This window comes from Dyadobacter diqingensis, assembly GCF_024220585.1.
GTDB classification, from domain to species: Bacteria; Bacteroidota; Bacteroidia; order Cytophagales; family Spirosomataceae; genus Dyadobacter; species Dyadobacter diqingensis.
The window spans coordinates 47,144-69,439 of the sequence record NZ_JAMXKF010000002.1; the positions used below are offsets into that span (position 1 = coordinate 47,144).

The 22,296-nt window shown below is 43.4% G+C and carries 24 protein-coding genes; 20 read left to right on the forward strand and 4 right to left on the reverse strand.

Going from position 1 to position 22,296, the window contains the following annotated elements:
- Positions 1-9 precede the first annotated feature (9 nt).
- The 16 genes from M1L62_RS05960 (at position 10) to M1L62_RS06035 (ending at position 13,359) form a co-directional block, all read left to right on the forward strand.
- A complete protein-coding gene (locus M1L62_RS05960) occupies positions 10-312 on the forward strand; it encodes a DUF4134 domain-containing protein (RefSeq protein WP_254412724.1) in 303 nt (100 codons plus the stop codon).
- Positions 313-651: 339 nt separating this feature from the next.
- Positions 652-1,659, forward strand: coding sequence for a DUF4133 domain-containing protein (locus M1L62_RS05965; protein WP_254412111.1), 1,008 nt, complete (start codon positions 652-654; stop codon positions 1,657-1,659).
- 54 nt (positions 1,660-1,713) lie between these two features.
- Complete coding sequence (locus M1L62_RS05970; protein ID WP_254412112.1) at positions 1,714-4,185, forward strand: TraG family conjugative transposon ATPase; 2,472 nt, start codon at positions 1,714-1,716, stop codon at positions 4,183-4,185.
- A 13-nt stretch (positions 4,186-4,198) separates the two neighbouring features.
- Entirely contained in the window at positions 4,199-4,876 is a 678-nt protein-coding gene (locus tag M1L62_RS05975) for a conjugal transfer protein TraI (protein WP_254412113.1), read from the forward strand.
- A 10-nt stretch (positions 4,877-4,886) separates the two neighbouring features.
- Complete coding sequence (locus tag M1L62_RS05980) at positions 4,887-5,522, forward strand: hypothetical protein (protein WP_254412114.1); 636 nt, start codon at positions 4,887-4,889, stop codon at positions 5,520-5,522.
- Positions 5,523-5,529: 7 nt separating this feature from the next.
- Positions 5,530-6,162, forward strand: a complete 633-nt coding sequence (locus tag M1L62_RS05985) for a TerB family tellurite resistance protein (RefSeq protein ID WP_254412115.1) — start codon at positions 5,530-5,532, stop codon at positions 6,160-6,162.
- Between the two features lie 11 nt (positions 6,163-6,173).
- Positions 6,174-7,286, forward strand: a complete 1,113-nt coding sequence (gene traJ / locus M1L62_RS05990) for a conjugative transposon protein TraJ (RefSeq protein WP_254412116.1) — start codon at positions 6,174-6,176, stop codon at positions 7,284-7,286.
- Positions 7,287-7,332: 46 nt separating this feature from the next.
- Entirely contained in the window at positions 7,333-7,950 is a 618-nt protein-coding gene (traK, locus tag M1L62_RS05995; RefSeq protein ID WP_254412117.1) for a conjugative transposon protein TraK, read from the forward strand.
- A gap of 46 nt (positions 7,951-7,996) precedes the next feature.
- Positions 7,997-8,395, forward strand: coding sequence for a hypothetical protein (locus M1L62_RS06000; protein ID WP_254412118.1), 399 nt, complete (start codon positions 7,997-7,999; stop codon positions 8,393-8,395).
- Between the two features lie 2 nt (positions 8,396-8,397).
- Positions 8,398-9,726 (forward strand): conjugative transposon protein TraM, encoded by a 1,329-nt coding sequence (gene traM, locus M1L62_RS06005; protein ID WP_254412119.1) that lies wholly within the window; start codon positions 8,398-8,400, stop codon positions 9,724-9,726.
- A gap of 33 nt (positions 9,727-9,759) precedes the next feature.
- The gene (gene traN, locus M1L62_RS06010; RefSeq protein WP_254412120.1) at positions 9,760-10,602 is read left to right on the forward strand and encodes a conjugative transposon protein TraN; all 843 of its coding nucleotides are present in this window, start codon (positions 9,760-9,762) and stop codon (positions 10,600-10,602) included.
- A gap of 39 nt (positions 10,603-10,641) precedes the next feature.
- Positions 10,642-11,442, forward strand: a complete 801-nt coding sequence (locus tag M1L62_RS06015; RefSeq protein WP_254412121.1) for a hypothetical protein — start codon at positions 10,642-10,644, stop codon at positions 11,440-11,442.
- 25 nt (positions 11,443-11,467) lie between these two features.
- On the forward strand, positions 11,468-12,538 hold the full coding sequence (locus M1L62_RS06020; protein WP_254412122.1) for a hypothetical protein: 1,071 nt from the start codon (positions 11,468-11,470) through the stop codon (positions 12,536-12,538).
- Positions 12,539-12,549: 11 nt separating this feature from the next.
- Entirely contained in the window at positions 12,550-12,843 is a 294-nt protein-coding gene (locus tag M1L62_RS06025; RefSeq protein ID WP_254412123.1) for a hypothetical protein, read from the forward strand.
- A 71-nt stretch (positions 12,844-12,914) separates the two neighbouring features.
- The gene (locus M1L62_RS06030) at positions 12,915-13,073 is read left to right on the forward strand and encodes a hypothetical protein (RefSeq protein WP_254412124.1); all 159 of its coding nucleotides are present in this window, start codon (positions 12,915-12,917) and stop codon (positions 13,071-13,073) included.
- Positions 13,024-13,359, forward strand: coding sequence for a recombinase family protein (locus M1L62_RS06035; RefSeq protein WP_254412125.1), 336 nt, complete (start codon positions 13,024-13,026; stop codon positions 13,357-13,359). Before M1L62_RS06030 ends, M1L62_RS06035 begins: the two co-directional genes overlap by 50 nt.
- Before the next feature lie 469 nt (positions 13,360-13,828).
- On the opposite strand, the gene M1L62_RS06040 is transcribed toward M1L62_RS06035, so the two are convergent.
- Positions 13,829-14,179, reverse strand: a complete 351-nt coding sequence (locus tag M1L62_RS06040) for a helix-turn-helix domain-containing protein (RefSeq protein ID WP_254412126.1) — start codon at positions 14,177-14,179, stop codon at positions 13,829-13,831.
- Between the two features lie 227 nt (positions 14,180-14,406).
- Here M1L62_RS06040 and M1L62_RS06045 point away from each other — a divergent pair, with 227 nt between their 5' ends.
- The gene (locus tag M1L62_RS06045) at positions 14,407-15,111 is read left to right on the forward strand and encodes a hypothetical protein (protein WP_254412127.1); all 705 of its coding nucleotides are present in this window, start codon (positions 14,407-14,409) and stop codon (positions 15,109-15,111) included.
- 66 nt (positions 15,112-15,177) lie between these two features.
- Here M1L62_RS06045 and M1L62_RS06050 read toward each other — a convergent pair whose 3' ends face one another.
- The 3 genes from M1L62_RS06050 to mnmE all read right to left on the reverse strand — a co-directional run bounded on the left by M1L62_RS06050 (position 15,178) and on the right by mnmE (position 18,505).
- On the reverse strand, positions 15,178-16,305 hold the full coding sequence (locus tag M1L62_RS06050; protein ID WP_254412128.1) for a site-specific integrase: 1,128 nt from the start codon (positions 16,303-16,305) through the stop codon (positions 15,178-15,180).
- Positions 16,302-16,910, reverse strand: coding sequence for a helix-turn-helix domain-containing protein (locus tag M1L62_RS06055; RefSeq protein ID WP_254412129.1), 609 nt, complete (start codon positions 16,908-16,910; stop codon positions 16,302-16,304). Before M1L62_RS06055 ends, M1L62_RS06050 begins: the two co-directional genes overlap by 4 nt.
- A gap of 227 nt (positions 16,911-17,137) precedes the next feature.
- Positions 17,138-18,505 carry a tRNA uridine-5-carboxymethylaminomethyl(34) synthesis GTPase MnmE gene (gene mnmE, locus M1L62_RS06060; protein WP_254412130.1) on the reverse strand — a complete coding sequence of 456 codons (1,368 nt, stop codon included), beginning with the start codon at positions 18,503-18,505 and terminating at the stop codon, positions 17,138-17,140.
- A gap of 146 nt (positions 18,506-18,651) precedes the next feature.
- Here mnmE and M1L62_RS06065 point away from each other — a divergent pair, with 146 nt between their 5' ends.
- The 3 genes from M1L62_RS06065 to trxB all read left to right on the forward strand — a co-directional run bounded on the left by M1L62_RS06065 (position 18,652) and on the right by trxB (position 22,284).
- Entirely contained in the window at positions 18,652-19,233 is a 582-nt protein-coding gene (locus M1L62_RS06065; RefSeq protein WP_254412131.1) for a 7-carboxy-7-deazaguanine synthase QueE, read from the forward strand.
- Positions 19,233-21,134, forward strand: coding sequence for an OmpA family protein (locus tag M1L62_RS06070; RefSeq protein ID WP_254412132.1), 1,902 nt, complete (start codon positions 19,233-19,235; stop codon positions 21,132-21,134). The genes M1L62_RS06065 and M1L62_RS06070 overlap by 1 nt, the downstream gene beginning before the upstream one ends.
- A 181-nt stretch (positions 21,135-21,315) precedes the next feature.
- A complete protein-coding gene (gene trxB / locus M1L62_RS06075) occupies positions 21,316-22,284 on the forward strand; it encodes a thioredoxin-disulfide reductase (protein WP_254412133.1) in 969 nt (322 codons plus the stop codon).
- The last annotated feature ends 12 nt before the right edge of the window (positions 22,285-22,296 follow it).

Below are 22,296 nucleotides of genomic sequence, written 5' to 3' on the forward strand. Positions count from 1 at the left end.
ATGAAGGGTATGTTTAAAAGCAGACGCTGGCTGCTTACAGGGAGCATTATGCTCGGAGCAATCATTTCGAAAGCGCAAGACGGCGCGGCCGGGATTTCTGAGGCCGACACGCAGGTTAGATCCTACTTTGAGCCGGGCACCAACCTGATGTACGCGATCGGGGCGGTTTTAGGTCTTGTAGGAGCAGTCAAAGTATTCCAAAAATGGAATGCTGGTGATCAGGATACCAATAAAGTTGCCGCAGCATGGTTTGGAAGCTGTATCTTTCTGGTAGTGGTAGCAACCGTTCTGCAATCTTTTTTCGGGGTCTAAGCAGTAAGCTTGATACTATCATTAAAATTCCTGAGGGGCTTCTTATAATTCCGGGCCGCAGAAAATTAAAGCTAGTTATAAACAGCTTCATTCGCAGCAACTGCGAGAAAAGCGTATCTGGATAACGTAAGAAGTACTTTAATGGAACAACCGGTAAGAGGCCTAGGCCTCTGCCGGTTGTATAAAAATCACAACAAACAATCAATACTCAGACATTTAAACTCTAATGCGTTCTGAGATAATGAGCGGCAAATATCCGCAGACCGAAAGCAGAATTAAATCACCAGTTTTAATCCTTCTTCTGGATCCCTTTGAAATGCTTTCTAAACTTTAACGACTATGGAAGAGCTACTGACAGCCGATTACCATCCCTATCTTTACCTGGATAATCCAGAGATTTTAATCAAAGATTCCCTGCAATATTCCAAGCCGCGCTCTCTGAAAAAAAAGGTAAAGAAAACCTGTGACAGGATCAGGGAGATGATTGCACTGGGTCAACCGCAGCAGGAGATTATCGATCAAAGTGTTGAGCTGATTACATCGGAGCTTCGCCCATCACGCTTTGGTTATGTATGCGCGGTCATTGCCAGCGAGTTCCCTAGGACATTTTTAAAATGGGTAAAAGTCAATGAGCTTACTGATCAGGTTTTAGATGTTCTCAGTGCCTGTGAGCCTGTATTTAGTCTTCTCAAATTCAATTCTTATACTGCCGAGCAGCACAGCATTTATATTACGATATCAAACTTTATCAGGCATTACCTGAAAAGAAAGAAGAGAAATTCAGTGCCTCAGCCAAAAGTACATGGCGCTGGAAAAAGTATCGGATCCTCCGCTGTTATTGAACCAGAAGCAGCTGCCATACTCGTTCCGGTTGTCAAATCTGTACCAGCTGTCAAACAAGTACCACCGCTGAAAACGGTAACCTATTTCCAAAGCGAACTGCTCGAAAATTCAGCCACCAGCTCGGGCCGAATTCGCTCACATGTCAATAGGTTACCATCTGGTGCAATTTTAAACCCGATTGAAGAAACAGAAATCATGGCAAATAAACAATATCCGATCAATAAGGGAATAAACAAAAGTCTTGTCTTCAAGGGACTCAAAGCGCAGTACATCGGATACATGGGACTAGGACTTCTGATTGACCTGCTGTTTTATGCAGTCCTGTATATGTTCAAAGTCAACACCTATATCACGCTGCTACTTACACTGGCTTTGGGTGCTGTCATTGCAACCATCGTCTATCATCTGAACGCACAATATGGAGAACACGGACTGATCAAGGCCATGGCCAAAAGAAAGACACCGAAGATCATCCGCTCATTTTCAAGAAGAATATTCCAATAGCCCGTAGCTGGCTACAAACAAATTGGCTTTCAATCATTAAAACTTCAAATCCAAATGGAAAGGTTACTCGATGACTTAATACCAATTCTGGAAATATCGGGTGGATGCCTTCTCTCCAAACAAGGCGATGTCACCATAGGCTTTAAGGTTCAGTTGCCTGAGATTTTCACACTCTCAGACCAGCAGTACGACGCCTTTCATCAAAGCTGGGTTAAAGCGCTGAAAATGCTTCCTGTCGGAAGTGTTTTCCACAAGCAGGATTATTTTTTAAAAAGTGCCTATAAAGCTGACTTTTCAAAGGAAGATACCAGTTTTCTGACCCATAGCTCGGAACGTTTCTTCAACGAGCGGCCGTTTCTAGATCACCGATGCTACGTTTTTATAACTAAAAAACCTGGTGACAGAAAACCTGCGAGCTCGATTTTTTCTAACCTTTTAAGGCCAAGTTTATTTCCAAAACAGACACTAAATGAACAAGCCTTGCAGGAGTTCCGTGGCAGCACAGGCCAGTTTAAAAGGATCATGGAAGATTCGGGGTTTGTAAAAATGCGTCTTTTAGATGATGGTGAGCTACTTAGCACAGCAGTTAAGCAGGGGCTATTGGAGCAGTACCTTTACTTATCAGATAACAGCTCATCCAAGCTCCTGCGTGATATCCATTTTGAAAAGGGCATAAAAATCGGTGACCAGTACTGTCAGCTCTACGCGCTGGCTGACGCAGCGGATCTGCCTGGCAGCTGCAGCCCCGGTATTTATTATGAGAAGTATTCCAGTGACCGTACCAAATTCAGTACCGGATTTGCCAGCAGTTTGGGTCAGCTTTTATCCTGTAATCATATTTACAACCAGTTCATTTTTATTGAAGACCCTGATAAGACCCTGAAGCGGCTTGAAAGCAAAAGGCTGAGACTACAATCCTTGTCGCTGCATGCCCGCGAGAACCATCTGGCACTTGATGCGACAAATGAATTTTTAAATGAAGCGATCAAAGAGCAGCGAATGCCAGTGAAAGCGCATTTTAACCTGATGGTTTGGAGCGATGATCTGACCGAGCTGAAAGAAATTAAAAATATGACTACCTCTGCACTCGCCCAGATGGACGCCAGTGCACGGCAGGAGATCGTGGGGGCTCCTCAAATTTATTGGGCAGGGATTCCCGGCAATCAGGCTGATTTTCCGATGAACGAAACATTTGACACGTTTACTGAACAGGCTGCGTGTTTTCTGAACCTGGAATCCAGCTACCGAAATTCGATCAGTCCGGTAGGTATAAGGCTCGGTGACCGCCTGACCGGGAGGCCCATTCATGTGGATATTTCCGACGAGCCTATCAGGATGGGAATCTGTACCAACAGAAACAAATTCATCTTAGGACCGTCGGGCTCAGGTAAAAGCTTTTTTACCAACCATATGGTCAGAAGTTACTTTGAAACTGGTGCTCATATCGTACTTGTCGATGTAGGCCACAGCTATAAAGGCCTTTGTGATATGGTAGGCGGCTATTACTTTACCTACGATGAAAAGCATCCGATCGAGTTTAACCCCTTTTTTATCCCGGAGGGTGAGCAGCTGGACACCGAAAAGAAGGAAAGCATAAAAACACTGCTTTTATCGCTCTGGAAAAAGGACGATGAGACCTTTAAACGCAGCGAGTACGTAGCGCTCTCCAATGCACTGACCCAGTACTTTTCACATCTGGACAGACACACTGAGATTTTCCCGTGTTTTAATAGTTTTTATGAGTTTTTAAAAGCGGATTTCGTGCGCATCATCGAGACTGATAATGTTAAAGAGAAAGATTTTGATATTCACAATTTCCTTTACGTTTTGATGCCTTACTACCGCGGCGGCGAGTTCGACTATCTTTTAAACGCAAGTAAAAATCTGGATCTTTTGCATCAACGTTTTATCGTCTTTGAGCTGGATAACATCAAGGAGCATGTCATTTTATTTCCGATAGTAACGATCATCATCATGGAGCTTTTCATCAGTAAGATGCGTAAGCTGGAAGGCGTCAGAAAAGTCCTTTTGATTGAAGAAGCCTGGAAAGCAATCGCCAAAGAAGGCATGGCTGAGTACATAAAGTACATCTTTAAAACAGTCAGAAAATACTTTGGAGAAGCCATTGTGGTGACCCAGGAGGTAGAAGATATCATTTCTTCCCCAATTGTCAAGCAGGCCATCATCAATAATTCGGACTGTAAGATACTGCTCGATCAATCCAAATACCAGAACAAGTTTGATCAGATCCAGGAGCTTTTAGGACTGACCGAAAAAGAAAAGGCGCTGGTGCTTTCGGTTAACAAGGCAAATGATCCGCTTCGAAAATATAAGGAAGTATTTATCAGTCTCGGCGGCGTACTTTCCAAGGTATACCGGACCGAAGTGAGCCCTGAGGAGTATTTGAGCTACACCACTGAGCAGACCGAAAAAGTCAGGGTTAATGAATACGCAAAAAAATACGGAAGCATCAAAAAGGGAATTCAGGTGCTTGCGCATGAATTGGCGGCCACTGCCAGGAAATAAACGAATACAGATCATGTTAAAAAGAACCCTATTCATCCTGATGGTGTCATTTGCCACGATCACACCGGTTGGAACAGCTCAAGCGGCAATCCCCTGGGCCCAGATTATCAAAGAAGCAATCAAACGGGTTGTAAAGGCTGTTGATCTTCTGATTCAAAGAAGACAAAATGCAGTTATTAAGCTTCAGAATGCCCAAAAGGCGCTGGAAAATACGATGGCCAAATTAAAGCTTGACGAGATTACCGACTGGGTTAAAAAGCAGCGGGATCTATATAAAGAGTATTACGACGAGCTTAAAAAAGTCAAGGTTGTGATCGCTTACTATTTCAAAATAAAAGAGATCGCCCAAAAGCAGGTTTTGATAGTGGAAGAGTACCAAAAAGCCTGGAACCTGTTTCAAAAGGACAGACATTTCACTGCCGCCGAACTTTACTACATGCAAAACGTCTATGAAGGGATGCTGGATGAGACGGCCAAAAATGTAGACCTTCTCACGCTTGTGGTAAAATCATTTTCCACCCAGATGTCTGATGTCAAACGCCTTGAAATCATTGACAAAGCGGCTGCTCAGGTTGACAAAGTCTACGATGAGCTCAGCAGCTTCAATCACGAAAATAAAGTTCTGAGTCTGTCACGCGCCAATAGTGAGTTTGACGCAAAAGTGGTCAAAGAGCTCTACGGAATCCAGTAAACAGAAAGCAATGAAAAATTTAACGGTTACTTTACTGGCTCTGCTGCTTTCGAATCTTTGCCAGGCTCAAAATTTCAGAGAATGGTTCCGGCAGACTGCCACGCAGAAACAATATCTTATTGAGCAGATCGCACAGCTGAAAATTTATCTTGAGCTCACTGAAAAAGGTTACAAGATCGCCAAAGAGGGGTTGACCACGATTGGTGAAATCAAACGGGGCGAATTCAAACTCCATAAAAACCGCTTTGACTCACTGCTGATCGTAAATCCGAAAATCGGATCATCCAGCCGGCTGCAGCAGATCACCGACCTGCACGGCCACGTCAACCAGACCTGCGAAAAATTGCCCGCAGAGCTTGGATCCTCTTTTAGTGCCGATCAAATGACTTACATCAATAAGGTTTTAAAGTTGGTCTATGATGACTGTCAGTCTGTGCTTTCCAATCTGTTTCTTGTTATTCGAAACGGAAACCTTTCGATGAGCGACGATCAGCGCATCGAGCGGATTGAACTCTGCTTTCAGCAGATGCAGGACAATTACATTTTTGTCAAAGATTTTGATCAGAAGACAAAGCTTCTTGCCAGGCAGCTCAAAAATGAACAGTCCGAAATCATCATCCGAAAAAATATTCACGGATTAAATTAAAACCACGATGAAAAAACTAAGCATTTTGCTCTTGCTACTCTTACTGGGTAGCACTTGTCCACTGAAAGCACAGACGGCCGAGGTCACTCAGTTGATACTGAATATTGAAAAGCTCAGCCAACTCCGAAAAATCCTGAACGAGCTCAAAGCTGGTTACGAAATCCTTTTCAAAGGATATAATACGATCAAGGATCTGTCAGAAGGAAATTTCAAACTGCATGAAGCATTTTTGGATGGCCTATTGCAGGTAAGCCCTGCGGTTAAAAACTACGCCCGCGTTAAAGATATCATTCAGGCCCAGCTCGCGATCGTAAGAGAACTTGGTCAGGCACACCAGCGCTTCAAAGCATCTGGCCAATTCTCGCAAGACGAGCTTACGTATATCGAGAAGGTATATGATCAGCTAACAACGTCAAGTCTAAAAAACCTGGATGCGCTCGCAACGGTCTTAACCGCCAAAAAGCTCAGGGCATCCGATGATGAAAGGCTTCGGGCCATCGATAAACTTCATGAAGAGATTACCGACCAGCTTTCCTTTCTAAGGCATTTCAACGGAAGCGCCTTAGTACTGGAAGCACAAAGAGAAAATGAGTTATCGGATGCATTGATGCTCAAGGAGCTTTACGAGCTAAAACCCTAAAAGACAACCTGATGAAAACGAGATTTTTTAAAGTCACAATTTATGTGATTCTGGCAGCGCTATTGCCCAACTTTTGCCAGGCACAGGGATTCTCTGAGCAGGTGCGCGGGCTAAATGGAGTACTCGATAGTCTATATAACGAGATGCTCCCACTTTGTGCCAAACTGATTAGTGTCGGTCGCGGCATTGCAGGATTCGCAGCGATCTGGTACATCGCCTCACGCGTGTGGCGTCATCTTGCAAACGCGGAAGCGATTGACTTTTATCCGCTTTTCCGTCCGTTCGTTCTGGGTTTTGCCATCTTTATTTTCCCCTCGGTCATCGCGCTTCTTAATGCGGTACTCTCCCCTACGGTCCGTGGCACCTCGGGCATGGTTCAGGACTCAGACAAAGCCATTGCCCTGCTTTTAAAAAAGAAGGAAGACGCAGTTAAATCATCCAAATTCTGGGAAATGTATGTGGGTGATGATCAGAAGGGAAGCCGGGAGAAGTGGCTGAAATACACCTACGGTGATGGCTACTCCGAAGGATTTACTGACGGGATCTCCAATGATATCAAATTTTACATGGCCAAGCAAAGCTACAATTTCAGAAACTCAATTAAAGCGGCGCTCAGCGAAATCCTGCGTGTTGTGTTTGAATCGGCAGCTTTATGTATCAATACAATACGGACATTTCACCTGATTGTGCTGGCTGTCATCGGGCCTATTGCTTTTGGAATTGCTGTTTTTGACGGGTTTCAGCACACTTTAACTTCCTGGATTGCCCGCTACATTAATATATACCTGTGGCTTCCGGTAGCCAACATCTTTGGCGCGATCATCGGAAAAATTCAGGAGAAAATGATAGCGCTTGATATCCGGCAAGTCCAGGAAAACGGGGACACTTTTTTTAATGCCCACGATATGGCATACTTAATTTTTTTAATCATTGGGATAGTAGGCTACTTCTCAGTCCCATCGGTGGCAGGCTACATCATTCAGGCGGGCGGACAAAATACCCTGCTGCATAAGGTCACCTCACTTTTTGCCAATACGGCCATGGCTGCGGGTAACGTAGCGTTTCCAGCAGGTGGTGGCTTTGGAAGGTTACCCAAGGCCGCTGAGAAGGGCCCCGGCAAGTAGCTAAATTTCCAAAACAGACAATTTTGTCTATTAAATTATACATGTCATGTTTCAAAAAGCAAAAAATATTGACACGGCTTTCAAGCATATCCGCACTTTCACTTTTGTGGCACTTATCAGCTCCGCTTTTTTCTGCTGCTTCACACTTTTCAAAAGTCTTAAAAGTGTTGAAACGGCTCAGTCAAGGGTTTACATTCTGGAATCAGGGAAAATTCTTGAAGCCTATGCTTCACCCAGAAGCGAAAATATCCCTGTCGAAGCACGCGATCATATCGCCAGTTTCCATAAGCTCTTTTTCACGCTGGATCCGGATGATAAAGCCATTCAATCCAGTCTTGCCAAGGCTTTGTATCTGGCAGATGGTTCAGCAAAAAAGCAGTATGATGATCTGCGTGAATCTGGTTATTACACCGGCATTATCTCAGGAAACATAAGCCAGCAGATTCAGATTGATAGCATCCGGGTACAGATCAGCAGCTATCCTTACAGTTTTAAATGTATTGCTCAGCAGCGCATTATTCGCCCAACCAGTATCGTTACCCGAAGACTGATTACCGAAGGGTCGCTACGAACAGTTTCCCGATCCGACAACAACCCACACGGCTTTTTGATCGAGAAATGGATCACAGTTGAAAATAGGGACATCGGTGTTCAAAACCGGTAGCCAGTTTCAGAATCTACGAATTTATAATACCTAAACGTTAACAGCTATGTTCTACAAATTCAATGCGCACCGCGCCAGAAAACCAGCAGAGAAAGCTGACTACAAGCTTGCCGGACAGATCTTTCAAAAACTTATCACGTTGCAGCGCTGCTGGGCAAGCTACATGGGATCCAGGGCGGAAAAACTTACCTACGGATGGCTCAAAGCACTCTGCGTAACGGTGATCACCGTAAGTAGCACCTACTGCGCCTACCTGATTTTTGAAGGATTTATTTCTCTAAATAAAACAGGAACAAGTGCGCGGCAAGGTCACATATGGGCATTTGATCCTTTTGGAATCAAAGAGCAGTTACGGGCACAAACGGAGCTAAATAACTATTTGGACAGCCTTGAAAACGCTGTATTAAAAGACAGCTTAAATCAATTAAACCATACCCCAAAATAATCATGGAAGCAAAACTGCATTCTGCCGCATTCATACAAAACAGAAAGTTCTACACTTATCTGCCTTTGTTAATACTACCCTTTCTGACGCTGGCCTACTGGGCTATTGGAATTAAAATGATCTATAAAAATAAGGTGGATCAGACTCAGCCCCAAGGCTTAAACACAAGCCTTCCAGACGCCAGGCTAAAAGATGAAACTGCTTTTAGTAAGCTTACCTACTATAAACAAGCTATGGATGATTCTGCAAAAATCCGCGAGCAGCTAAAAAAAGATCCTTACCGCAGTGCAGAGTTAACGCAGCCAGATAAATCAGCGGGAGAACTTTCAATGCAGGGGCTTGGCGCGCCACAAAGTGGACTTAAAAAACAAAAACCTGTTTCTTACAAAGGGAAAATCTACCTGGGCGCTCAGCAGGCCCGTATTATCAGTAAACTTAAAACCCTTGATTCTGTGCTGTCCAAAAGCAGTGAACCTCAGTTTAGCCAGCCCGCCACTAGATCTGAGCCTACGCAAAAAGCAGCAGTTTCCGCTGCTGATGAAAATCTGCAAAAACTTGAATCTCTGATGACAAATCTGGATGGTCAGCAAAACATTGAACCTCAGGATCCTGAGTTGCAACAGCTGAACAGCATGCTTGAAAAAATTCTTGACATACAGCATCCTGAGCGGGTTGCAAGTAGAATTCAAGCCCACACTGAGGGCCCGCAATCTCAGTCTTATCCTGTAAAAGGCTCGGTTGATCAGACGCCAATAGGAAACTTTTCAGCAAACCAGCCCGATTCAGCCAGCAGCCCCGTTTCGATGATCAGCTTTCAGACCAATGGATTTTTCTCTCTGGATGAGCCTGTGAGCGCAAGTGTGGACAATACCATTAAAGCAGTGGTGCATCAGGAGCAGACGCTGGTGACGGGCTCGACGATAAAGCTTAGACTTACAGCCGATATCTATGTTGCCGGAACACTGATCCCTAAAGACAATTTTATATTCGGCACCGTCTCGGTAAATGGTGAGCGGTTACTGATTGATATCGCTTCTATCCGGCTGAATAACTCACTGTTCCCGGTAAAGCTTTCTGTCTATGACCTGGATGGACAGGCAGGGATCTACATTCCAGGCTCCATTTCAAGAAACGTTGCTAAGCAGTCTGTAAGCCAGGATATTCAAGGTTTATCACTTGGATCTGTTGACCCCTCAATAGGGGCTCAGGCAGCCAGCGCAGGAATACAGGCTGCTAAAACTTTACTTGGAAAAAAAGCCAGGCTTGTGCAAGTATCGGTCAAGGCCGGTTACCAGATTCTTCTCAGAGACGGAAACCTAAAATCCATCTAACCTCAACTTCAACGTAACAATCAAAATGCAAGCATGATGAAAAACAGTAAATTTTGTAAAATCATTGGCCTTCTTTTCCTGGCCATTGGTGGAAAAGCGTGGGCACAGGATGTGCAGCTCTTTGTCATTGAACCTTTTCCTTTGGAGATCACCTACAACAAAACAGTCAATCTGATTTTTCCCTATGCGGTAAAAAGTGTTGATAAGGGCAGTCGTGACATTCTGGCCCAGAAAGCCAAAGGAGTTGAAAATATTCTGCAGCTGAAAGCGGCTGCCAAAGACTTTCAGCAGACAAACCTGACTGTTATCACCTCTGACGGAAAACTATACTCGTTTGTCTTAAATTACTGCCAGGAGCCTTCTCAGCTGAACATTGAACTGATCAAAATTCCAATTGAATCCAAAGCCCCTGATGCGGTGCTGGAAAAAGAGCTTAATGAGGAGTTCCTTAAAAATAGTTCACAGCTGGCCTTTGAGCAGCAAGAGTCTTTAAGTAATCTTAAAGACTCTTCGCACAAAGCCAAGCTTTCGCTCAGCGGACTGTATATCAACGAAGATGTGATTTTTTACCGGTTGGAAGTAAGCAACCGCTCAACTATTTCCTACGACATTGAAAGCCTTCGCTTTTTTGTCAGTGACAAAAAGCGCCTGAAAAGGACAGCGGCCCAAGAAACCGAAGTCATGCCCTTGTATGTGCATGCTAACACCGATAAAATCCCGGCGAATCAATCCCATGTATTTGTCTTTGCCCTTCCAAAATTTACGATTCCTGATGCCAAAAAACTAACGATCCAACTGATGGAGAAAAACGGCGGACGGCATCTGGAATTACAGGTGCAAAACAAGACGATCATTAACGCCAAACCAACTCTTTGAGCCATTCCCCGAGTTTTCAACACTTAATCAAATACGATCATGAACGAGAAAAATTTTGAATACCTGAGAGACCAGATAAAATTCACCGGGTTCGGCCAAGATCTGGAAGCTGCTTTAAAAGAAAATCTTGCCAAGGCTCAAACTGAATTTCGTTTGGCGCATACCGCTCAATATGGCAAAGACGAACTAAGCTCATCGCTTCATTTTAAAAAGTCCAGCCAAAGTGATATGTACTTTTTTAACAGCTACTCTGCTTCCTTAAAAAAGCAAAATGAAACGGATGCTGTAAAGCAAACCTTTTACATCAACCGCGAAGGTGGAAATATCACCCAGAAAGAGGCTTACAATCTTCTTGATGGCCGGGCTGTCAACAAAGATCTGGTTAGTAAAGAAGGAAAACTTTATAACGCCTGGGTGCAGCTCGATTTCAAAGAGAGTGCGCTAAACGGAAATTTCAAATTTAAACAGTTCAGCGAAAAATACGGATTTGATCTGGAGAAGTCCATTGCAAAGCTTCCCATCAAAGAGCTTTCCGACAACAGCGATAAAACCAGGATTCTGGAATCATTGAGAAAAGGAAACCGTCAGGCCGTGACATTATCCAGTAACGGCAGTGATCAAAAGGTTTTCATTGAAGCGAATCCTCAGTTTAAAGCCGTTGTTGTCTATGATCAGAACGATCGCCGTTTGACGCTTGACAGACCTAAACAAACCGAAAGGGAAGGCAATTCACAGCAGCAGTTAAACAGCCAGGACGCAAAACAGGAGTTGAAGCCAGACAAAGACGACTCTGATCATCCATCCCGAAAAAACAGGACTGGCAAAAAAATCTCAGCGTAAATACAATTCTTAAACGAGCATGCCGATGGATCCAAATATCAACAGGGTTGCAGCAGAGCTTAATGATTGGAAGGCAAGAGAAGAGCGTCTGGAAAAGATTTTCTCCCCTTCTATTTTAAAAGACCCTGCCTTTTTAAAGGAAAAGTTTAGCTTTTACAATCACGTCCAGGCCAAATATGGGCGCTCAGCAAATGACGAGGAAAAAATTACACTTCGTATTCTGGCCGCCCAGCGATCCCAGCTTCGCGACCAGCTATATCCGAGTCTGTTAAGGAAGTTATATAACCTGATCTTGCAACCCTTTCAGCAGAGAAAAATCCTGCAACAAGTTAACCAAAAGCACGACAGCAACCTTAAAGAGCTCGGTGACGCAATGAAAAAGAATGGATTCGGGTATGCGGCCGATCAACTTTCGCAGCATGTGAGTCGGGGACAGAAAAATTTTTCTATTCCACTATCGCATTACATAAATGAGAACGAGAAAATGAACTTCAACTTATCGTTTACCAGACAGCAGGATGGCTCCTACCGTTTTGACCAGTATCAGGCATCCCTGCATAAAGCCAAGGATCCGAACCAGGCGGTTTCTCAGATTTTTAAAACGGATGCCAAAGATAGTATCAATGCTAAGCAGGCTGTGAATCTGCTGGCCGGCAGAGCGGTAATGAAAGAAGGTTCTGATTTTTCGGGCGCGTCTAAACCCAAATGGATCCAGCTTGATTTCAATGACAGGGATCCTTCGGGGAATCACAAAGTCAAAGAGTTTCTGCACAATTACGGATTTGACCTGGACAAAGCAGCTGAAAAACTGATTCAGAAGCAAAATCTATCCCCTGAAAGCAGGCAAAATCTTTTGGAAGGACTTCGTAAGGGAGAAAAGCAGCCGGTTACCATCACGCGGGGCAATGTTTCAGTCAACTTGTTTATCGAAGCCAATCCTCAGTTTAAAACACTTAACCTCTATGACGAGCAAAATAAAAAGCTGACGATGAGTGAAGCGTTGGGAGAAAAAACTGCGAAAGAGCAAATCCAACAGCTTGGACCTAAGCAGGATCTCAGCAAACAAAAGTCAAGGAAAAACGGGATCGCAATTTAATTTTATAGATCATGCAAGAGGCAGCTGCATTATTGAAAAGATTCTTTTTCGATATCGAAACGGATCCCCGGATCGGTATTAAGCACATAGGACTTTATACAGCCCTGATTCTTCTTTGGGAGAATCAGGGCTGTAAGGGGCCTCTTTCAGCATACTCCAGGCAAGTCATGCTGGCTGCTAAAATTTCCAGCAGTACCACCTTTGTTAAGCTTCTGCATGAGCTTGATGACTACAATTACATTAGGTATGAGCCATCTTATTATAAAGGGAAGGCAAGCCAGATAAACCTACTCCTTTGCAAGTAGCGGACCAGATCATCAAACAACAATCTTTTAAAGCCCGGTTCCGGGCTTTATTATTTTAAAAACATTCAAAAATGGAGCGTTTAGAGCATACGAATAGAAGCGATGAAAATGTGGATGACGAAAAATTTGCAACTTTACTAGCATCCATTGTTGTAGGATTTTTTTTCAACACCTATGAATATGAAGAAAGCAATCGCTTATCTGAGAATATCGAACGACAAGCAAAGTAATCACAGCATTGACGGTCAGCAGATGATGATTCAGAGCTGGTGCGAGCGTAATAACGTCGACATTGCTGACACATTTACTGACGAAGGTTTCAGCGCAAGAAATTTCGACGGACCTGACTTCAAAAGGCTCAATAATTTTATCGAAAAGCACCACAGAACAGTAGATCACTTGGTTGTGTTTGCTTTCGACCGCTTTAGTCGCGATGCCGGGGAGGCCATTGTTGCGATAAAAAAACTCCAGGGACAATATGCGATTAAGGTGGTAAGTGTGGAAAATTCGGTGTAACTGGGTTCTTCCCCACTTTTGGTGAAACGTAGATAGATTTTTAAACCATTTTGAATAGATCAGATTGATTTAAATGTGCGTTTATCTTAATTTAATGAATTTTCTTTCACGTAATAACGGTTATTTCTTAGCGTTATAATCAAGCGCCAAACCTCTGCTCATCAATTCCTCGTTTCCATGGGAATTATAGCAATCGATTGCGAATTTCCACTTCTCGCTGTTTACTACATTCATAATAATCCTCACCAAAATTGAGGGAGAACCTGTAACTGACCACCTCAATACGGTTTAAGCTGACTCATCTTCACTTTTGGTGAAAGCCCAACAGTGCGGGTTAACAGACACAATGAAATCCCTGAATATGATTTGGTAAACCAACATGAACGCACTTATTGGAATCCAAATTTTTCTAACATTTCTGGTTCTTCATCAAAAGTGATGGAGAGCCCAGTTACACCGAATTTCCCAATCAACTCATCTGACGAAGTCTTTTCCCAGCATTTTTCAAATACTCATCTGCGGCCTGATGTAACTCCTCCGCAGTCTTCCTTCTGCCGTTTTTGATCCACCCATATAGTTCATCTCTTTCGAAATATAAGCGCTTACCTTTTTTATGCACTGGTATTTCCATCTTACAAACTTTACTATAAATTGTAGAAGTAGAAAGACTTAAAAATGAAGCAGCCTCGGAAATCGTCATCAAATGTTTGGCCGAAGATTCGGAAGACCCCAAACTCTCCAAATGCTTTTCAATTTGCGTTAGCCTGTCTCTGATTTCGCCTACTACTGCTGGTAAATTCTCAAAAGTAATTCGATCCATGTTAAAACTGTTTTAATTCCTGAAAATCCTATACGTTCTTTCCGCTCCAAACTTTTCGGTACTATAAACAACCACTTGCAACATAGACCTTACCTTTCCGCCTTACTTGCAAACAATTGGAAGTGAGAAACAAAAGCCTTTCAAATTTAACTAAAATTATGATAAATTATTTTATTATCATAATTTTAATTTCTACTATTGTGATATCTAACAACGTAATGGTTAAAATGCAAAAGCAACTTCGATTAAGCTATAAGGTCTATTTCAATACGCGCCTGCAAATGGTGCCCTTCCACGGGAATTTAACCACCCCACTTTACATTCAATTAATTTATAAACAGAAGCCGCAGTATTTTAAAAGCTCCTATTTCGACCAACTTGGGAATCCAAAGTACACCATCCGAAGCATTCTGGGAAACTATGCCCCTATGATTAACCAGGTGACCGATTCGGAAGAAAAACTTCTTAAATATCTTTCCGAAAAACACCAGGACAATGTCGATATCAATGCATTTAAGGCCGAATACTATTTCCTAAGTCAGGATTTACTTTTTCATCTGGAAGAGCGATTTCAGCAATTTTTAATAACATTCTTTCATGACAAGGGCCTCCCGGTCCTGGCATTTTTGATTTCCGAAGGTGGAAAACAGAGCACTGCTGAGCACATTCTGAATGACTTAAAAACGAGCCTGGATCACAAGCTCTTTACAAAACTCACAGAAAATGCAATTCACTATGCACCTCCCTATATACCTCTATGCGCATTTCTTCGAAGTATCCGTAGGCAGGCAGTACCATTTCTTTCCATTTTGGAATGGAATTCAAATAATTTTAAAAACGAATTTAAACCATTTTTAAACACTGTATACCCTTCTTATCACTTCGATCAAGTCGACCAATACTTAAATGAGCTAAAAGAATCATTTCGCTGAGCAAAATACCTTGTCCTGATCTTAGCGCTGATGCACATTTCGGCACAACACAGGTCCCCTAAGCGCTTAGATTGGAATTAAATCTCCGTCAATAACCAGCTTGATTCTATGCGATGCATCCCGCTTAAGTTTATCTACAATTTTTACATAGATCATTGTTGTTTTAAGATCTTTGTGCCCGAGCAGCTTGGACACAGTCACAATATCTGTCCCAAAAAGCAATTGTAAAGTTGCGAATGTGTGCCTGAAACAGTGAAAAGTTAAATGCTTCGAAATTCCGGCATCCTTAATCCATTCGGGAAGAATATAATCTACCTGACCGTATTTGAGACCCGTAAATACTTTTCCTTGTGATGGCTGCCCCAGTAAGTCGTAAGCCTGGTCAGAAATTGGCATAAACTCGGCGCTGCCGGTTTTGTCGATCAGGAACTGGATAAAATAGTTACCTCTGACGCCTTTTAATTCCGACCACGTAAGCGTATTGATATCGGAGAATCTCAGACCAGTCAGAATCGAAAACAGACACGCTCTTTTTACTATTTCAGATCTGCATGGCGTATTGGCTAAAAGCTGTATTTCATCCTGGAATAGAAATTCCCGATGCGTGTCCTTGGGAGAAATACTATCAATGATCTCCCCGAGGTTGACCGCAAGTAAACCTTTTTTGAATGCTGCTTTCAAAGTTGCTTTGTATTTTGCAAAGTAACTGACGGCCGTATTCCTTGAAATGGATCTGCCAAATCTACCGATGCCTGGCGCTGATAATAAATAATCCGCATATTCTTCACTGAACGTTTCATTCAGCTGCGGAAACAGCACCTTATCACCGGCAAAACTTTTAAAATAACTGACAGCCATTCTCCAATTTTCCAGATTGGTCCCGTTTCGCCTCTCTTTTTGTGATTCAAAGAATTCAATAAAATCTCCGTTCATCATCCGGGCGGATAAAAAACCAAACCTTTTATTTTGTACTTCAAGCTGCCTTCTGGACCGAATCGTTTCAGCAAGTTCCATGGTCTCTTTGTTGTGAAGCCGCTCAAGCTCAGTTCTGGGTTTCTCATAGACGTAAATCTTGAGATAATTTTTCCTTGTCATCGCACCGGTATCCGGATTTGGAACCGGCGGATAAATGTCCAGGTAAAGGGCAATCCTGCCCTTTCCGATTTTCTTTCGTCTTAATGTTACCTTGCTCACTTTCCACCTCCTCTCATTAAACGATATGCCCGATCTATATGCTTTTTGGAAACATAAATTTCCTTACCCTCCTGAAATTTAGGAATTTTCTTCCTGTTGACCATACTGTAAACAGAGTCTCTGGTGACACCCAGAGAAGACGTGATATAGTCAACAGTGTAACAATTGTCTTTTGTCAGAGGTTCTTCTTCCAATGTAACTTTTGGCACCGGTTTCACGGCAAGGGCGGGCAGCTCAAACAGGCGCTGGATTTCCGATCGTAAAACCCTTGTTTTTCTGACGCCTAAATTGATAGCTTTTAACTTGCCGGATGCGATCATTGAATGAATAGCTTTGCTCGAGCAGCCTAAAACAAGAGCAGCATCATTGACGGTGAGAAACTCCTTATCCCAGACCTGATTCTTAGGAATGTCTCTGATCGCCTGGGTCTGCCTGTCGCTTTCCTGAATCCTGATCTGCATTTTTTGCTGCTTCGCATTCTTCCTTCGAAGCTTATAGTTACGCTTGGCGCATTCATCGCCACAGAATCTGGTAACCGTGGTTTTTGCTGTAAATTCTTTGCTGCAATGTTCGCAAATCCGTGTAATACTAATATTGGAGCTCATAAGCAGATATAAGATTACAAAAGGGTAAATAAGGTGATTTAAGGGTAAATAAGGGAAGTAATCTCTCCCGTTTTTTGTCCCTCAAAATTTGACAATCTTGAGGGACAAATAGGGGACAAAAATAGACAAAACTTAACAAAAAGCCCAAAAGAAAACGGTTGAAAATTTTGATTAATAGTCTAATTTTCAACCGTTTATATCTATTTACTTGCAGTTACTTTGTGCGCCTACTTGCCGATACAAAACTTACTAAAAATATTATCCAGCAAATCATCCGTCACGATAGTACCAGTGATCTCCCCCAAGTGATGTAATGACAACCGGATGTCCTGCGCCAGAAAATCACCAGTGATTCCTGTGTCAAGCCCGTTGATTACTTCATTTAGCGCATCCTGGGTTTTCAGCAAATGTTCGTAATGACGCAGGTTGGTGACGACCGTATCCGTTGCCGATTGTCCGTAGACGCGTGCAACCAGGATGTCGGTAAGCGTTTTTAAACCTTCCTGCGTTTGAGCTGATATGCCGACTAATTCCGGATTTTCTTCTTTTAACTTTTCAAACAATGTCTGGTTGTAATCGAGTTTATTTAATACCCAAAGAGTATCTTTTTTATCCGAAACTTCCGTCGCTAATTGCTTATTTTGCAAATATGTTTCTTCACTGTCCGACAGGAAAATCACGATATCTGCTTTTTCCATGGCCCCGCGCGAACGTTCAATACCGATCGACTCTACCAGATCGGTTGTTTCCCGAATACCAGCCGTATCGATAAACCTGAATTTCAACCCTTCCAGCACCATCGTGTCTTCAATCACGTCACGGGTTGTACCGGCAACACTGGTCACAATGGCTTTTTCTTCATTTAAAAGTGCGTTCAGTAAAGTCGATTTGCCAACATTGGGCGAGCCGACAATCGCTACCGGAACGCCTTCCTTCAACGCATTTCCAAAATCAAATGATTCGATAAGCGGTGCGATTGTCTTCCGAAGTTTGATAATCAATTGCCTTAAATCGTCGCGTTCAGCGAATTCAACATCTTCCTCACCGAAATCCAGTTCAAGCTCCACCAGCGATGCGAAATGAATCAACTCGGTACGCAATGATGCCAGTTTCTTCGAAAACCCTCCACGTAGCTGGTTCAATGCCGTTTTATGACTGGCCTCTGAATCCGCGGCGATAAGATCGGCAACGGCTTCGGCCTGCACCAGGTCAAATTGTCCGTTTAAAAATGCGCGCTGGGTAAATTCCCCCGGACGTGCTATGCGGGCTCCTTTTTTGATCAGGAGTTTAAGGATTTGTTTAAGGATATAGTCAGAGCCGTGACAGGAAATCTCCACGGAATCTTCTTTGGTAAAAGATTTCGGTGTTTTAAAAACCGTAACCAGCACTTCGTCAATAAGTTCGCTCTCGGATTGAATCGTGCCGAAATGCGCGGTATGACTTTCAACCAGATTCAGATTTTTTCCCTTAAAAATTTCGTTTACAATACTTATTGAATTAAGTCCTGAAACGCGTATTACTCCAATTGCGCCTACACCTGACGGTGTTGCCAATGCGCAAATTGCTTCCTGTTGATGTATTGGATTATTGATCATAATGCAAAGATGGCATTCAGTCAGCAATTATTTCAGGATTTATTTTGTTACCTCCTATCTTAGTACCCAATTTTATATATTGCTTATTTACTTTTTGAATTTTGCTAACTGAAACATTACCCATCGTCACCAGTCAACTTCCTGTCATGGAAGCATTTTACACTTTGCAGGGAGAAGGCCAGCATAGTGGAAAAGCGGCCTATTTCATTCGTTTAGGCGGCTGCGAGGTCGGTTGCCACTGGTGTGATGTAAAAGAATCCTGGGACGCGGATGCGCATCCAAAACAGGAGATCAACACAATTGTCGAAGGTGCCCTGGCCTACCCTGGCCGGCTTGCGGTGATAACCGGCGGAGAACCTTTGATGTATAATCTCGACGAACTGACGGGCGCCTTGCAAGCTGCCGGTTTTCAAACCAATATTGAAACTTCGGGGGTATATCCGTTTACCGGGCACTGGAACTGGGTTTGTTTTTCTCCCAAGAAATTCAAAATGCCTCACGCCGACATTTATACAAATGCCAACGAGCTGAAAGCGATCATTTATAACAAAAGTGATTTTGAATTTGCAGAAGAGCACGCGGCGCTGGTCAATAGCGATTGCACTTTATTGCTGCAACCCGAATGGAGTAAACATGAGCAGATGCTGCCTTTGATAATTGATTATATCAAAGACAATCCAAAATGGAAAATGTCGTTACAGACTCATAAATATATGAATATCCCGTAATGTACCGCTTTCTTCTGAGCCTGCTGTTTTTAGTCTGGTTGCATCCTTCACCTGGTTACGCGCAGGATGCGCCGTTATCGCGTCGTGGGCGTGAGACTTTTGAAAAGGCACAAAAAGCCTGGCAAGCCAGACAATTGAATGAAGCGATGGTGCTGTTTGAAAAGGTGGAAGAAACCGATCCAAATAATGCAGAACTGCACTTGCGACTTGCTCAGATTTATGAGCTGCAAAAAAAAACAGAACTTACCCGGAAACATTTTCTGCGTTTTGTAACGCTCCGGCCTTCCGATCCTCAGTCTTCCACGGCTTATCAATGGCTTGGGAGTAATTTTTTTCAGGCTGAGAAATACGATTCTTCCATTGTGTATTTTGAAAAGGCACTGGCATTGGCTCCCGCCAAATCAGGACTGGCACGACTGGCGCAAAAAAGCACGGCTTCGGCCCGTTTTGCGCAGAACGCGTTGAAGCACCCTGTGAAAGTGCACAAACAATCCATGGGCGATACAGTCAACTTTCTGAACTCGCAGTTTTTCCCTGTCATGACCGCTGATGACGAAACACTTATTTTTACGGGACTGACTGAAAACAGGGACGAAAATATTTACATAACGCACCGCATTAACGGGGGCTGGGATGTTCCTGAGCAAATCTCCAAATCCATCAACACTACCAATAACGAGGGCACATGCAGCATTTCGGCAGATGGCAGAACGCTGGTGCTGACGGCCTGCAACCGCCCGGATAGTTATGGCGGGTGCGATTTATACATTTCCAAGAAACAAGGCAACGACTGGAGTGCGCCGCAGAATTTGGGTGAGAGTATCAATTCCCGGAACTGGGAGTCACAGCCTTCCCTCTCGGCCGACGGACGGGTTTTGTATTTTGCCTCCGACCGCCGGGGTGGCCTGGGAAAATCGGACCTGTGGTATTCTGTTCTGAAAGGCAAAGACCTTTGGTCAGAACCTAAAAACCTGGGACCGGGCATTAATACACCGGATGACGAAAATGCCCCTTTCATCCACGCCAACGGACGAACACTCTTTTATGCGTCAAACGGACTTCCGGGTATGGGAGGTTTTGATATTTTTCTTGCCCAGAAAGTGGATACTACCTGGTCAGCGCCGACAAACATCGGATATCCCATCAACACGCTGGCAGATCAGGTTGCTCTTTTTATTTCGGCAAACGGTAAAAAAGCCTATTATACCGACGATAGCTCTGATAAATCCAAAGGCCGCTCGCTGTTGTATACTTTCGATTTGCCGGATACGCTGCAAAATCTGATCACCCCTACCCGTTATGCCAAAGGGAAAGTTTTCGATAAAAAAACACAGAAACCACTGGCATCCAGTATTGAGCTTTATGACCTGAAAAAGCAGGAGAAAGTCGCCGAGTTTTCGTCAGACGCTCAAACGGGTCATTTCCTGGCAGTGTTAAACAAAGGAAGTGAGTATGCCTTTTATGTTTCCAAAAGCGGATATTTATTTAAAAGCCTTACATTTTCGGTAGCGGACTCGGCATCTTCGGTTAACCTTGATGTTCCGATGGAGGCCATTGAGAAAGACAGGATTGAAGTTTTAAACAATATTTTCTTTAATACCGGCGCCTTTACGCTGGATGATAAATCCAAAGTAGAGCTTGATCTGATGGTTGATTTCCTGAAAAACAACAAACAGATCGGCATCGAAATATCAGGACATACAGACGACGTAGGTACCGATCAGGTTAATCTCGAACTTTCTAAAAAAAGGGCTCAGTCGGTGATGAATTACCTGCAACAATCGGGAATTGAAGCCACCAGACTCACTGCCAAAGGGTATGGCGAAACACGCCCCGTAGCCAAAAATGATTCAGAAGAAAACCGACAGAAGAATCGTCGGATTGAGTGGCGGGTTTTGTAAGAATATTTGCAAAAAGGAGTGAAATTTCGCACTTTTGTCTATAAGCATATGTTATCCCTACGTGCGTGCAAAATTTCAGCACACTCTTTTTAACACACTATTACAGAGAACAGGTTTAGCCGGTTCTGCCCTGTACACACTTTGAATTAAAGAATTTGATTATTATAAGTAAGAAATTAACATGACATCTGAAAAAGTAGATTGCCTTATTATTGGTTCCGGTCCTGCCGGATATACCGCTGCCATATATGCTTCAAGAGCCGGTCTTAATCCTGTCCTGTACCAGGGAGCGCAGCCGGGCGGGCAGTTAACCATTACCACAGAAGTTGACAATTACCCAGGTTATCCGGACGGAATTACAGGTCCTGAGATGATGATCAACTTTGAAAAACAAGCCAAACGTTTCGGAACGGATGTTCGTTACGGTATGGCGACTTCGGTTGACTTTACGACTTATCCTCGCAAAGTAATCATTGACGGTCAAAAGGAGATTTTGGCTGATGCCGTGATCATTTCAACAGGTGCTACTGCCAAATGGCTTGGCCTGCCTGACGAAGAGAGACTAAACGGACGTGGCGTATCTGCCTGTGCCGTTTGTGATGGTTTCTTCTTCCGTGGCCAGGATGTAGTTGTTGTAGGTGCGGGTGATACGGCTGCTGAAGAAGCAAGTTATCTTGCCAAATTGTGCCGCAAGGTATATCTGGTTGTTCGTCGTGACGAAATGCGTGCTTCAAAAATCATGCAGAAACGCCTTGAAACACTTCCAAACATAGAGATTTTATGGAACACTGAAACCGTAAGACTGAATGGTGAAGAAGGTTTGGAAAGTGTTGTCGTGAAAAACAATAAAACAGGTGAAGAAAGCGTACTGGAAGCAACAGGATTCTTCGTTGCGATCGGTCATAAGCCTAACACCGAAATTTTCAAAGGATATATCGACATGGATGAAACAGGGTATATCAAAACCATCAAAGGCTCTGCACATACCAATGTTGCAGGAGTATTTGCCTGTGGTGATGCACAGGACAATGTGTACCGCCAGGCGATAACTGCCGCTGGCACAGGCTGTATGGCTGCTCTGGACGCTGAACGTTTCCTGATGGAGCGTGAGGTTGAGGTGATCGCTGACGATATCCTTGAAACAAATTAAGAATAAACCGGA

What these genes read in the sequence shown, in the direction of transcription:
- M1L62_RS06030 (WP_254412124.1), top strand. Translation starts at nt 12,915, where the DNA reads ATGGAGCGTTTAGAGCATACGAATAGAAGCGATGAAAATGTGGATGAC.
- mnmE (WP_254412130.1), bottom strand. Translation starts at nt 18,505, where the DNA reads ATGATCAATAATCCAATACATCAACAGGAAGCAATTTGCGCATTGGCA.
- traM (WP_254412119.1), top strand. Translation starts at nt 8,398, where the DNA reads ATGGAAGCAAAACTGCATTCTGCCGCATTCATACAAAACAGAAAGTTC.
- M1L62_RS06035 (WP_254412125.1), top strand. Translation starts at nt 13,024, where the DNA reads ATGAAGAAAGCAATCGCTTATCTGAGAATATCGAACGACAAGCAAAGT.
- M1L62_RS06055 (WP_254412129.1), bottom strand. Translation starts at nt 16,910, where the DNA reads ATGAGCTCCAATATTAGTATTACACGGATTTGCGAACATTGCAGCAAA.
- M1L62_RS05965 (WP_254412111.1), top strand. Translation starts at nt 652, where the DNA reads ATGGAAGAGCTACTGACAGCCGATTACCATCCCTATCTTTACCTGGAT.
- M1L62_RS05980 (WP_254412114.1), top strand. Translation starts at nt 4,887, where the DNA reads ATGAAAAATTTAACGGTTACTTTACTGGCTCTGCTGCTTTCGAATCTT.
- M1L62_RS06045 (WP_254412127.1), top strand. Translation starts at nt 14,407, where the DNA reads ATGCAAAAGCAACTTCGATTAAGCTATAAGGTCTATTTCAATACGCGC.
- M1L62_RS05960 (WP_254412724.1), top strand. Translation starts at nt 10, where the DNA reads ATGTTTAAAAGCAGACGCTGGCTGCTTACAGGGAGCATTATGCTCGGA.
- M1L62_RS06040 (WP_254412126.1), bottom strand. Translation starts at nt 14,179, where the DNA reads ATGGATCGAATTACTTTTGAGAATTTACCAGCAGTAGTAGGCGAAATC.
- M1L62_RS06020 (WP_254412122.1), top strand. Translation starts at nt 11,468, where the DNA reads ATGGATCCAAATATCAACAGGGTTGCAGCAGAGCTTAATGATTGGAAG.
- traK (WP_254412117.1), top strand. Translation starts at nt 7,333, where the DNA reads ATGTTTCAAAAAGCAAAAAATATTGACACGGCTTTCAAGCATATCCGC.
- M1L62_RS05985 (WP_254412115.1), top strand. Translation starts at nt 5,530, where the DNA reads ATGAAAAAACTAAGCATTTTGCTCTTGCTACTCTTACTGGGTAGCACT.
- trxB (WP_254412133.1), top strand. Translation starts at nt 21,316, where the DNA reads ATGACATCTGAAAAAGTAGATTGCCTTATTATTGGTTCCGGTCCTGCC.
- traN (WP_254412120.1), top strand. Translation starts at nt 9,760, where the DNA reads ATGATGAAAAACAGTAAATTTTGTAAAATCATTGGCCTTCTTTTCCTG.
- M1L62_RS06025 (WP_254412123.1), top strand. Translation starts at nt 12,550, where the DNA reads ATGCAAGAGGCAGCTGCATTATTGAAAAGATTCTTTTTCGATATCGAA.
- M1L62_RS05970 (WP_254412112.1), top strand. Translation starts at nt 1,714, where the DNA reads ATGGAAAGGTTACTCGATGACTTAATACCAATTCTGGAAATATCGGGT.
- M1L62_RS06070 (WP_254412132.1), top strand. Translation starts at nt 19,233, where the DNA reads ATGTACCGCTTTCTTCTGAGCCTGCTGTTTTTAGTCTGGTTGCATCCT.
- M1L62_RS05975 (WP_254412113.1), top strand. Translation starts at nt 4,199, where the DNA reads ATGTTAAAAAGAACCCTATTCATCCTGATGGTGTCATTTGCCACGATC.
- M1L62_RS06015 (WP_254412121.1), top strand. Translation starts at nt 10,642, where the DNA reads ATGAACGAGAAAAATTTTGAATACCTGAGAGACCAGATAAAATTCACC.
- M1L62_RS06065 (WP_254412131.1), top strand. Translation starts at nt 18,652, where the DNA reads ATGGAAGCATTTTACACTTTGCAGGGAGAAGGCCAGCATAGTGGAAAA.
- M1L62_RS06000 (WP_254412118.1), top strand. Translation starts at nt 7,997, where the DNA reads ATGTTCTACAAATTCAATGCGCACCGCGCCAGAAAACCAGCAGAGAAA.
- traJ (WP_254412116.1), top strand. Translation starts at nt 6,174, where the DNA reads ATGAAAACGAGATTTTTTAAAGTCACAATTTATGTGATTCTGGCAGCG.